This is a genomic window from Sphingobacteriales bacterium, assembly GCA_016699615.1.
GTDB lineage: Bacteria > Bacteroidota > Bacteroidia > Chitinophagales > JADIYW01 > JADJSS01.
In genome coordinates, this window is sequence record CP064984.1 from 2,851,296 (window position 1) to 2,863,811 (window position 12,516).

Annotated in this window: 10 protein-coding genes; 7 read left to right on the top strand and 3 right to left on the bottom strand. The window is 31.2% G+C overall.

What is annotated here, in order from left to right:
- The first annotated feature begins 25 nt into the window (after positions 1-25).
- Together IPK18_13640 and IPK18_13645 are read left to right on the top strand one after the other, a co-directional pair.
- Entirely contained in the window at positions 26-403 is a 378-nt protein-coding gene (locus IPK18_13640; protein ID QQR97850.1) for a hypothetical protein, read from the top strand.
- On the top strand, positions 346-1,368 hold the full coding sequence (locus IPK18_13645) for an MATE family efflux transporter (protein QQR97851.1): 1,023 nt from the start codon (positions 346-348) through the stop codon (positions 1,366-1,368). Before IPK18_13640 ends, IPK18_13645 begins: the two co-directional genes overlap by 58 nt.
- On the opposite strand, the gene IPK18_13650 is transcribed toward IPK18_13645, so the two are convergent.
- The 3 genes from IPK18_13650 to IPK18_13660 are packed head-to-tail and all read right to left on the bottom strand — an operon-like array spanning position 1,365 to position 3,122.
- Complete coding sequence (locus tag IPK18_13650; protein QQR97852.1) at positions 1,365-1,853, bottom strand: DUF1569 domain-containing protein; 489 nt, start codon at positions 1,851-1,853, stop codon at positions 1,365-1,367. The genes IPK18_13645 and IPK18_13650 overlap by 4 nt on opposite strands.
- A 6-nt stretch (positions 1,854-1,859) precedes the next feature.
- On the bottom strand, positions 1,860-2,477 hold the full coding sequence (locus tag IPK18_13655; GenBank protein ID QQR97853.1) for a DUF445 family protein: 618 nt from the start codon (positions 2,475-2,477) through the stop codon (positions 1,860-1,862).
- 6 nt (positions 2,478-2,483) lie between these two features.
- Entirely contained in the window at positions 2,484-3,122 is a 639-nt protein-coding gene (locus IPK18_13660; GenBank protein ID QQR97854.1) for an orotate phosphoribosyltransferase, read from the bottom strand.
- A 1-nt stretch (position 3,123) separates the two neighbouring features.
- Here IPK18_13660 and IPK18_13665 point away from each other — a divergent pair, with 1 nt between their 5' ends.
- From IPK18_13665 to IPK18_13685, 5 genes are all read left to right on the top strand, one after another.
- Positions 3,124-3,771, top strand: a complete 648-nt coding sequence (locus IPK18_13665) for an NUDIX domain-containing protein (GenBank protein ID QQR97855.1) — start codon at positions 3,124-3,126, stop codon at positions 3,769-3,771.
- A gap of 176 nt (positions 3,772-3,947) precedes the next feature.
- On the top strand, positions 3,948-6,167 hold the full coding sequence (gene purL / locus IPK18_13670) for a phosphoribosylformylglycinamidine synthase subunit PurL (GenBank protein QQR97856.1): 2,220 nt from the start codon (positions 3,948-3,950) through the stop codon (positions 6,165-6,167).
- A gap of 33 nt (positions 6,168-6,200) precedes the next feature.
- Positions 6,201-7,799 (top strand): Na+/H+ antiporter, encoded by a 1,599-nt coding sequence (locus IPK18_13675; protein ID QQR97857.1) that lies wholly within the window; start codon positions 6,201-6,203, stop codon positions 7,797-7,799.
- A 193-nt stretch (positions 7,800-7,992) separates the two neighbouring features.
- Positions 7,993-8,148, top strand: coding sequence for a hypothetical protein (locus IPK18_13680; GenBank protein QQR97858.1), 156 nt, complete (start codon positions 7,993-7,995; stop codon positions 8,146-8,148).
- Positions 8,145-12,410, top strand: coding sequence for a hypothetical protein (locus IPK18_13685; GenBank protein ID QQR97859.1), 4,266 nt, complete (start codon positions 8,145-8,147; stop codon positions 12,408-12,410). The genes IPK18_13680 and IPK18_13685 overlap by 4 nt, the downstream gene beginning before the upstream one ends.
- The last annotated feature ends 106 nt before the right edge of the window (positions 12,411-12,516 follow it).

Genomic DNA, 12,516 nt, shown 5'->3' on the forward strand with positions numbered 1-12,516 from the left:
AACGTTAAAATCAATATCTTGCAACATGCAACTCAAAGGTACGTATAAAGAAATTTGGACAATAAGTTTTCCAATTATTGTTGGCAGTTTGGCGCATAGTATCAATCAAATTATAGATGCAGCATATTTAGGCAATTATTCAAAAATTTCTCTAGATGCTGTTACATTAGCTGGAATTTTCTTTTTAAATATTACATTCATTGCAGGCGGATTTGCTCGTGGTACACAAGTAATTATTGCAAGACATGCTGGCGAACAAAACAACGAAAAAATTGGTTCTGCATTCGACCATTTATTACTCATTGGTGTTGTACTTTCTTTTGTTGTAATGATACTCTTGTATTTTTGTCTAAATTGGTTGTCGAGAGTTTGGTTCAATCAAAAGCTATACAAGATGATATAAAAATTTATCTTTCTATTTTAAATCTTATTGTACCATTTGCAATAGCTAGTTTTTGTTTTAATGCATTTTTTGCAGGCATAGGTAAAACAAAAGTTATAACTTATTCTACAATTGCCTTGACAATAACAAATATTGTATTAGGTTATGCATTGATTTATGGAAAATTTGGGTTTGAGTCTATGGGAATAAAAGGTGCAGCTATATCTACAGCAATTGCAGATGTGGTAATGTTTCTTGTATATGTTGCCTATTTTGTAAACTATAAATATCATATAAAATATAAAGTATTTAAGTTTAAAGAAATACATTTAAAAACAATAAAAAAGATTTTGAATCTATCATCGCCAATAGTATTGCAAAATATAATTGGTATTACATCATGGCAATATTTCTTTTTATCTATAGAAAAATTAGGCGAAGATGAGTTGGCAGTTTCTGGCATATTAAAAACATTATTTGTTTTTCTTGGAATTCCAGTTTGGAGCATATCATCAACCTCAAATACGATGATAAGTAATATTATTGGGCAAAATAAAATAGAGCTAGTAAAGCCAGCACTCAATAAATTATTGATTTTTACGGTAAGTATATCATTAACCATGAATCTAATTATTGTTTTATTTCCAACCTATACAATTGGATTATTTACAGATGATATTGCTTTATTAAACGCATCAATAGCACCATTCTATACTTTGATGATTGGTTTGCTATTCTTCTCATCAGCAATGATAATGAACCAAGTAATAATAGGTACAGGCAATACAACTACACCAGCAATAGTAGAATTAGTATGTGCAGTTGCCTATGTTGCTTATTGCTATTATTTTATTAAGCTACATCAATATCCATTATACATTGCTTGGGGTTGCGAGGTAGTATATTGGGTTTGTTTACTATTATTCAATGTTGTGTATTGGAATAGTAATTTATGGAAACGAAATATTAAGTCAGTAAATAATTAGTATGCAATACTAAATTGCGAGAAATGGTGCGCAAAATGCTTGTACTGAAAAATCAACCATTCTCCTTTGTTGATTTGTCCAAAGATTGGATGTAGTGCTGTGTCAAAATCTTCTTCATTTATTTTTGATAAGAAAGCTTCTATTGTTTCTTTCAATAATAATTTTGCTTCTGCAATATTTTTTGTACTCAGCTCTGGTACCTTATCTTTAGGTAGTAAAGGAAACTTAAAGCCTTGCATCATACCATAATTTGAATGAAGAAATTCTCTATTCTTTTCTAATTTTTCTTCTGGTGTAAAAAGTGGCAAATTAATTCTGCCTAATGGAAAGGTAAGCACCAATGCTAAATGTTCCAACATATGATGTGATGTCATCAAGCCCCAATTTGCTTGCTCATTACCGTTAATAGCATCTATTTTATCAAATACATCAGTAGCAAAATATTGTTCGATATCTGTTGGAATATTTAAAATTGGTCTATCCATTTTTGATTAGAAAGATTGTATGATTAATTGCATAATTCCAATTAATAAACCAAGTACACCACCTATTACTTCTATAAACTTAAACTCACGTGAAGTAATATCCATCAACATATTTTCAAGTTTTTCATCAGAAAAATTACTTACTTTATTTCTTACCAATTCTTGTATATCTAACTTCTGTTCTATTTTAGTAATTGATGATTCTATAACTTCAGGAAGATTTAGCTCTATTTCTTTTACAATGGCTTTGTGTATATTTTGTATAAATTGGTCTGGTACAATATTTTTCAATATTGGATTTTTATCAATTCTATCTCTTATGGCATCATCAATTTTTAAAGCAATTTCTTCTTTGAAGTTAGATAATGCATCTGGGTCTTTTAATCTATCTTTGATATCAGAAAAATTTATTAAATCTCTTTGTACAACTGTGCCCAACTTATTTGCAATTCTTGGTTTGTTTTTAGGAAAAATACCTTGAAATGTAAGAAAAAGCACCTTTACTGGTCTTCTTGGATGAAACAACATTTTTATTGCAATAAAATTTGTAATCCAACCAATAAATGCGCCAATTAATGGCACTGCATATGTTTTCCATGAAAGGAAATCAATTAATAAAATCATACTTAATTATTTTTGCCAATCACTTGGATTTTGTATCCATTCTTGTAATGCAAGAATTTCATCTTCTTCTATATGTTTCATGTCTTTGGCCGTTCTAATTACAAAGTCATAATTAGTAAGAGTTTTTAAAGGCACACCTGCTTCTTTAAATTTCTGAACAGCAGATTCAAATCCATATTTATAAATTGCACAAATACCAATTACTTCTGCACCTGCAGCACGCAAATCTTCTATTGCTTTTAGGCTACTACCACCAGTAGATATTGTATCTTCAATCACCACTACACGCATACCATGTCTTAACTCACCTTCAATTAAATTTTCTTTACCATGTTCTTTTGCCTTAGAACGTACATATACCATTGGTAGATGTAAATCGTTTGCTACCATTGCTGCATGTGCAATACCAGCAGTAGCTACACCAGCTATACAATCAGCTTGACTAAAGTATTCATTGATAAGCATTACTAATCCATCTCTTACAAATTCTCTAACTTCAGGATAAGAAAGTATAATCCTATTATCACAGTATATTGGAGATTTCCATCCACTTGCCCAAGTATAAGGATTTTGTAAGTTTAAATGAATTGCTTTTATTTGCAATAAATATTCTGCTAATTTTTGTTTGTAAGCTAAATTTTCCATTATGAATCAAATGTATAAAATTTTTGTCAATAAAAAGCATGTGTATTTAGCACAAAGTCCTGCAATTGTAGATATTGCATTAGACTTGAGCCTGTATATAATGCTCAACTATATGAAAAACAATGATATAGAGCAGTTGATAGAGCAATTTGTCTTAAATCAAGAAAATACAAACAACATCATTATATTTCATAAAAATGTTGAGAAACTAAAAACAGATTTCTTTAATTATTTCAGTGTTATTGAAGCAGCTGGAGGTGTTGTGTTTAATGATAAGATGGAGCTTCTGTTAATCTACAGACGTGGTAGTTGGGATTTACCAAAAGGAAAAATTGATGCTGGAGAAACTATTGAAGCAGCAGCACTTAGAGAAATAGAAGAGGAGACAGGCGTAAAATATCTGAATATTATAAAACCTATTTCATTAAAAGACACTCAACAAAATATTACTTACCATTATTATGAAAATGATAGAATAAAATGTATAAAACTAACACATTGGTTTGTTGTGCAATCTAAAAATAACAAGATGCTAACACCACAACTAGAAGAAGATATAGAACAAGCTATTTGGATAAAAAAGCAAGATATAAATAAATATTACAACAATATGTACGGCTCTATCCAAGATGTGTTAGATAGTTTATAATCTCAAATGAAAAATATAATTTAATTACATACTCTATGTTTTCAAAACACGAATATGGATGTATTAGTAATCAATAATTTTATATTTTATAAATAATCTAGCATATTTTTTTTATTTAATACGCTATTTTTCTCACTTAGTATTTATTTCATTATTTTTGGACATAATTATAAATTATGTCAGTAGAAGTTAATTTAGAAACAGCAAAATCACTCGGACTATTACCAGAAGAATTTCAGAAAATACAAGAAATATTAGGTCGCATTCCAACATTCACAGAGTTAAGTATTTATTCTGTAATGTGGAGTGAACATTGTTCCTATAAAAATTCAATCATATACTTAAAAAAATTACCTAGAAAAGGTAAAGCACTGTTAGTAGAAGCTGGAGAAGAGAACGCAGGATTAGTAGACATTGGCGATGGTTGGGCGTGTGCTTTTAAAATTGAATCTCACAATCATCCAAGTGCAGTAGAACCATATCAAGGCGCAGCAACAGGCGTTGGTGGCATTTCTAGAGATATTTTTACTATGGGTGCAAGACCAATTGCATCATTAAATTCTTTGAGATTTGGCAAAATTGAAAATAAAAAAACGCAACATCTATTAAAAGGAATAGTAAAAGGTATTGGCAATTATGGCAACTGTTTTGGAGTACCAACTGTAGCTGGAGAAGTTTATTTTGATGATTGTTATCAAGTAAATCCATTGGTAAATGCCATGAGCGTTGGAATTGTAAAAGTTGGCGAAACTGTATCAGCTACATCTTATGGTAAGGGCAATCCAGTGTATATTGTTGGTTCTGCAACAGGAAAAGATGGTATTCATGGAGCAACATTTGCTTCAGAAGATTTAGGCGAAGATGCAGAAGATAAAATTCCATCTGTACAAGTTGGCGATCCATTTACAGAAAAATTATTATTGGAAGCAACATTTGAAGTTATAAAAACAGGTGCAGTTATAGGAATGCAAGATATGGGCGCAGCTGGCATAATTTGCTCTACATCTGAAATGAGTGCAAAAGGCGAACATGGAATGAAAATCTATTTAGATAAAGTTCCAACTCGACAAAAAAACATGCAGCCATTTGAAATTTTGTTAAGTGAATCTCAAGAACGAATGCTAATAGTAGTAGAAAAAGGAAAAGAAAAATTAGTTGAAGAAGTTTTTGAAAAATGGGATTTAAACTGTGCCATTATTGGAGAAGTAACAGAAGGCAATCAATTAGAATATTATATGAATGATGAGTTGGTTGCAGAAGTTCCAGCAGATACATTAGTATTAGGCGGTGGAGCACCTATTTACCAACGTGAGTTTACTAAACCAAAATACCACGAAAAAAGAGACCAATTCAATATTGACCAAATTCAAGAACCTAACTTAGATGAAATAAGTTCAATTGCAAAATTCATAGTAAGTTTGCCAAACGTAGCATCAAAAAGATTTATATATAAACAATATGACTCAATGGTGGGTATCAATAATACTTCTATCAATGAGCCAAGTGATGCAACAATCATTCGATTAAAAGATATAAAAAAAGGATTGGCAGTTACTGTAGATTGTAATAGCAGATATGTACATGCTGATGCAGAAGTTGGTGGTGCTATTGCTGTTGCAGAAGCAGCAAGAAACATTACATGTTCAGGAGCTACGCCAGTTGCTATTACCAATTGCTTAAACTTTGGTAATCCATATGATCCAGAAGTATATTGGAACTTTGTACATGCACTAAAAGGCATGAGCGATAGCTGTTTGCAATTTGAAACACCAGTAACTGGTGGAAATGTTTCTTTTTATAATCAATCACCAAATAGAGCTGTAAATCCAACACCAACAATTGGAATGCTTGGTATTATTGATGATGTGGCAAATAAAATGACTTTAGATTTTAAGAAAGCGGATGATTTAATTTATGTAATAGGAACTTGTAAAAATGATATTAATTCATCAGAATATTTATATGAATATCATAAAGTAGAATTATCGCCAGCACCATTCTTTGATTTAAAAACAGAATACAAAGTACAGCAAACAATATCAAAACTAATAAAAGAAAAAATAATACAATCAGCACATGATATTTCAGAAGGTGGATTGTTTACAACAGTTTTAGAAAGTGCTATGCACAGAGGTTTTGGTTTTGAAATCAATACATGTTCATCATTAAGATTAGATACTTGTTTGTTTGGAGAGGCACAAAGTAGAGTTGTAGTTTCTATTCATCCAAATCAAAAAGATAAATTTGAAGCATTATTAAATTCAGAACAAGTAGATTTTAGAAATATTGGTACAATTTGTATAAAAGAAAATATTGTGATAAATAATAAAACTATTGGGACTATCAGTGAGTTTAAAAATCTATATGATACAGCAATAGAAAAATATTTTATTTAATTTTTTGTAGAATAAAAATACTTAGTAGTATATATGCACGAAACCTTACCATTCTTATTAGCATTATTAGCATTATTAGCATTAATTGTAATATTAAATTTATGGGCTAAGCACCTAAAGATAGCATATCCAATTTTATTAGTTTTAGCAGGATTAACCATTAGTTTTATACCAGGACTTCCAAGTGTGCATATCAATCCAGATTTAATATTTTTTATTTTTCTTCCACCATTATTATTTGATGCTGCATGGCAGATCTCATTCAAAGAAATGAAAAAATGGTGGCGAATGATTGGGAGTTTCGCATTCTTAGTTGTATTTTTTACAGCATTTACAGTTGCAATTGTTACACATAATCTTATTCCAGGATTTACACTTGCATTCGGATTATTATTAGGCGGAATTGTATCACCACCAGATGCAGTAAGTACAGCAGCAATTACCAGATTCGTAAAAATACCAAAAGTATTATCAACAATTTTAGAAGGCGAAAGCCTAATGAATGATGCATCATCATTAATTATTTTCCGATTTGCAATTCTATCAATTATTACTGGTCAATTTGTAATAGCAGATGCATCTATAAGTTTTGCATGGATGATACTTGGTGGCGCAGGAATAGGTTTGCTTTTAGGATGGCTATTTGTGAAAATTCATCAAATATTGCCAACTGACGCACCTTCTGATATTGTATTAACAATTATTGAACCATATTTCATGTATTGGGTTGCAGAACAAGCACATAGCTCAGGTGTATTAGCTGTAGTATTTGGCGGTTTATATATGTCAACTAAACGATTGTTATTTTTAAATTGTACAAGTAGAATTCGTGGTTTTAGCGTTTGGGAAAGTTTTACATTCATGCTAAATGGTATAGTGTTTCTTATTATAGGCTTAGAATTACCTGAAATTATTGATGGAATAAGAGAAAAAGGAATTGATATATCTACTGCAATATTTTATGGCGTTATTGTTACAATCGTATTGGTTATAGTTAGAATCATAAGTTCATATAGTGCATTAATTGCCACACTTATCTTTAGACCAAAAGTACTACCTAAAGCAAGGACAACAAAAAGAAGATTTCTTATGCCATTATTACTTGGGTGGACAGGAATGCGTGGTGTTGTTTCATTGGCAGCTGCGCTCGCAATTCCAATCAAATTAGATGATGGAACCGACTTTCCTCATCGAAATTTAATACTATTTATAACCTTTGTTGTTATATTACTGACATTAACAATTCAAGGACTTACATTACCATATATCATTAGAAAATCAAAAATATTCGATGATTTTATCGAAGATGAAAACGAATCTGGTAGTAAGAAAATGATGAAACTAGCATTACGTTCTCATGTATATCAGTTTTTTAAAACAAAACACGAAACTGGCGATTATGGAGATAGTCACATACATATAGAAAGACTAATGAGATATTGGGAAGAAAGAGCAGAAGACGATGCAGAAAGCTGGATAACAGATGAAATAAAACAGGTGTTAATTGAAATGTTTGATAGTCAAAGACAGTTTTTAGAAGAGTTAAACAACGACCCAACTATAAATGAAGAAATTATTCGTCATCAATTATTCCAAATTGACTTAGAAGAAGAAAGGTTAAAGATGCTTTAATATTTTAAAAAAAAGCAATATAAAGACACAGAACAATACTATATATTTCATAAGTTATTAATAACTATCTATTTAGATAGCATCTAAAAGGACAATCATATTATATAAAAATTACATATAATAACTTTTTTTCTTAACCAAAGATAACAAAAGTAATCATTACTTTAACTAATTTTAACCCACAATTAATATTATGAAACGAACAATACTAGTTACTATTTTGTTATCAACGCTTTTATACTTAGCAAATGCACAAACTCCAGGTGGGGTTTCTACCCAATTAAAAGCTTGGTATAAAGCAGATGCTGGAGTACAAAATACTGGTGTAAATGCAAATAACAACCAATGACGAACACATGGATCAATCAAGCTGGTGGTACATATAATCTAACACAAGCAACAGCTACAAAGCGACCAGTATATCATAATTCTACAACCAATCAGTTAATAAATTATAATCCATCATTGCGTTTTGATGGTACTGATGACTGTATTGGTAATGATACAAGACTAATGAAATTTGATACGAGTTATTCGTTCTTTATTGTTGCTTTAGATAGTGCTACAGATGTAGGTTATAGAGCTTATTTCAGTTCTCATACTGTAGTGGATTATTTCTCTTTATATAAAAATGGTATTTTAACTACAGATAATTCCATTATTCCGTATGGAATTGTAGGACATTCTGCTACTAGTGGCGATCGTGGTACATTTGGCAAAGGCACCACTTTTGGTCCAAGTACAGGTGCTTATTGGAATGGTTCAACATATACAAGAGATTCAAAAGTACAAAAAGCGCAAACACAGATTGTAGGAATGCGTTCTCAGAACAAATTAGCTTCAGATACACTAATTACTTATACAGATGGATATAGAAATGCACCTAATCCATTTTGGTCTTATATTAATGAGAATCCTGCCATTGCAGGTCGCTCTAATCATTTTGGAGCATTTATTATTGGTGCTGATGCTACATCAGCTTTAAACTCATATGAACATTGGAGAGGAAATATTTCAGAAGTAATTGCTTATGACAGAAATATTTCAGAATTAGAGGCAAACAAAATCCAATCATATCTTGCAATAAAATATGGTGTTACTTTAGGTCAAGGAAATGGTTATATAAATCAAAATGGAAATGATGTTAATTATATAGCTAGTAATGGTACTGTTATTTGGAATGCAACAGCTAACAACACCTACGATTATGATATCTTTGGTATTGGTCAAGATAATACACAAGGATTAAATCAAAAACAATCTAAAAGTATTAATGGTGGATTTCAACCAGCAGTAAGTTTAAACAATGGTTTAGCAGCAACTAATGCTGATAATGCTAATACTTTTGCGGCTGATAATAGTTATTGGGTGGCTGGACATAATGGAAAAAATATAAATTTCGCAAATGCATATACACCAACTGTGGTGAGTCCATCTAAGCAATTATATATTATGGACAGAGTTTGGAAAATACAAGAAACAGGCACAGTAGGCAATGTTACTATTACCATTCCAATTTTAAATTCAATCTATGCATCTGAGACTTATTTAGTTGTTAGTAATAGTGCATCATTTGGTACAGCAACAGAAGTTTTAATGACACCAGATGGTAATGGAAATCTAACTGCACAAATTGATTTTCAAAATGGCGATTACTTTACAATTGCAATGCCACTTATGGCACCAGGTGCAGTAACCAGCCAATTAAGAACTTGGTATAAAGCAGATGCAGGTGTACAATCAGCTGGTGTAAATACAACAAATAATGGTAGTGCAGATACATGGTTAAATCAAGCAGTTGATGGTTCTTATAATCTTACTCAACCAACTGCAGCAAATAAACCAACCTATTTTAACACAACGAGTAATCAGCAAATTAATTTTAATCCATCATTACGTTTCGATGGAACAAATGATTACATAAGAAATACATCAAGATTAATGGCGCAAGATTCAAGCTATTCATTCTTCATCGTAGCAAAAGATAGTTCATTAGATGCAGGGTTTAGAGCATTCTTTAGTGCGCACTCAGTTTGGGATTATTTTTCATTATATAAAAATGGAGGCTCTGCAGTAGATAATGCAATTGTACCTTGGGGAATTGTAGGTAATAATATTTATGGCGATAGAGGAAATTTTGGAAAAGGCACGTCATTCGCACCTCTAACAGGTTCTTATTGGAATGGCTCTGCATTTATAAGAGATAGTAAAGTACAAAAAGCGCAAACACAAATTGTGGGAATGCGTTCTCAAAATAAATTGGCAACAGATACGCTAATAACTTATACAGATGGTTATAGAAATGCGCCAAGTCCATTTTGGTCTTATATTAATCAAGATCCTTCATCAACAGGTCGTCAATACCATTTTGGAGAATTTAATGTAGGTGCCGATGCAGCTGTAGCAAGTGGAATTGCAGAATTTTGGCGTGGTAATATCTCAGAAGTTATTGCTTACGATAGAAATATATCTGAAATAGAAGCAAATAAAGTACAATCTTACTTAGCAATAAAATATGGTATTACCTTAGGACAAGGCAATGGCTTTATCAATAGAAATGGAAATAACTTTAGTTATTTATCTAGCAGTGGTACTGTTATTTGGAATGGAACAGCAAATACTACTTATCAATATGACATATTTGGTATTGGTCAAGATAATAAACAAGGATTAAATCAAAAACAATCTAAAAGTATAAATGGTGGGTTTCAACCATCAGTAAGTTTAAATAGTGGTTTAGCTACAAATAATGCTACAAATACAAATGCATTTACAGCTGATAATAGTTTCTGGGTTGCAGGACATAACGGACTTCCAACTGCATTTTCAATTAGTTACAATCCAATTACATTTGACACAGTTCCATGTTTATTTAAAATGGATAGAATATGGAAAGTACAAGAAACTGGAACAGTTGATAGCGTAACAATTACCATTCCAATTCCAGATGTAAATACAACAAATAAAACTTATATGATTGTTAATAGTTCTGATGTATTTGGTGCTGGAACTATTGAAATTTTAATGAAAGCTGATGGCAATGGAAATCTTACTGCAAAATATAACTTTAATGATGGAGATTATTATTCATTCATTATGCCAGTTGCTGCACCAGGTGGTGTTACTGGCAACTTGGTGGCTTGGTATAAAACAAATAACAATGTATTAAATACTGATGGATCAAGTGTAAGCACGTGGACAAATAGTGTGAGTGGTTCAACATATAATGTTACACAAGCTGCTACTGCATTACAGCCTAAATTCTACAATACTACTGTAAGCAAATTAGTAAATTACAATCCTTCATTAGAATTTAATGGCGCAAATGCATTAAATAACACGGGTAATCCTGCATTATTTGCTAATACAGATGGTTTTGAAATGTTAGCAGTTGGTGTTCAACAACAAACAAAAGGTGTACCAAGCGAAATATTAGGAATGGGAACTGATGGAAATAGTCCAGCATTTGGAATGAATGCTTATACACTTCCAACTGCTTCTGGCTGGTATCCTTATATGTCACTTGGTGGTGGTGGTTGGACTGGTTCCATAGCCAAACTTTATAACGGTTATTTAGGTGGTAATAACCAACAAGCTCAAATCTATGGTATGTCAACACCAAATGGTGGAACTGCTAATGTATATTCAAATATAGATGGATACAGAGAAAAAACACCAATTAATGCAAATAACTATTCTACTATAGGAACTAATGTTTATGTTGGTAATACAAATGGAGAATATTTTAAAGGATTAACAAATGAAATCATCATTTATAACAGAAAATTAGATTCACTAGAATTACTTAAAGTAAACTCATATCTAGCAATAAAATATGGTATTACTTTAGATCAAAGACATATAAACGATTATATAGCAAGTAATGGAATATCCTTATATGCTGCATCTACATTTGGTGCATACGACCATGATATTGCTGGTATAGGTATAGATTCATGTTCTGGTTTAATACAATTAAAATCAACAAGTGCAAATGAGGATGCAGTTGTTACTATGACAGCAGATACTGTAAATGTAACTAACCTCGAATTCCTTGTTTGGGCAAATAATGACTCATCATTGATAACGAATACTACAAATTTACCTTCAGCCTTAGATTTATTATGCCCAAGTAGATTAGATAGAATTTGGCATGTACAAGAATCAGGTGATGTTGGTTTAGTATCATTAGACTTTAATCTTAATAAAATACCATACAAAAGCTCATTGTCAGATTGGAAATTATTAATTAGAAATGGAAATGATGATATGAGTGGTGCAACAGTTTCTACTATAGTTCCAACAATCATTAACGATACAATTTTAAGATTTGAAGATGTTTCACTTGTAAATAATGATTACTTTACTATAGCAGGTAATACAATAGGACCTGGTGGTATTCTTGCAAATCTTGTAGCTTGGTATAAAGCTGATGGTAGCGTATTAGATGCTACAAATAATCAAATAGCAACCAACGGAGGCTCTGTTTCTACTTGGAAAGATGAAGTTGGAAATAGAGACTTAATCAATCATACAACACAAGGTGTAAATAAACCACAATTGATGTTGAATTCATTATTAATGAATAACAATCCAACAATCCAGCCATAAATTTTGCTTATTATCCTGGCTCAATTTCAAGAATACTTCATAACTCAAGTAGATATTTTGAAAATACAAGTGGATTTCAAATAGTAGGCGTTGCCAAAGATTTAGA

Coding starts and splice junctions, on each gene's coding strand:
- purL (QQR97856.1), top strand. CDS start 3,948: ATGTCAGTAGAAGTTAATTTAGAAACAGCAAAATCACTCGGACTATTA.
- IPK18_13680 (QQR97858.1), top strand. CDS start 7,993: ATGAAACGAACAATACTAGTTACTATTTTGTTATCAACGCTTTTATAC.
- IPK18_13640 (QQR97850.1), top strand. CDS start 26: ATGCAACTCAAAGGTACGTATAAAGAAATTTGGACAATAAGTTTTCCA.
- IPK18_13675 (QQR97857.1), top strand. CDS start 6,201: ATGCACGAAACCTTACCATTCTTATTAGCATTATTAGCATTATTAGCA.
- IPK18_13685 (QQR97859.1), top strand. CDS start 8,145: ATGACGAACACATGGATCAATCAAGCTGGTGGTACATATAATCTAACA.
- IPK18_13660 (QQR97854.1), bottom strand. CDS start 3,122: ATGGAAAATTTAGCTTACAAACAAAAATTAGCAGAATATTTATTGCAA.
- IPK18_13665 (QQR97855.1), top strand. CDS start 3,124: ATGAATCAAATGTATAAAATTTTTGTCAATAAAAAGCATGTGTATTTA.
- IPK18_13650 (QQR97852.1), bottom strand. CDS start 1,853: ATGGATAGACCAATTTTAAATATTCCAACAGATATCGAACAATATTTT.
- IPK18_13655 (QQR97853.1), bottom strand. CDS start 2,477: ATGATTTTATTAATTGATTTCCTTTCATGGAAAACATATGCAGTGCCA.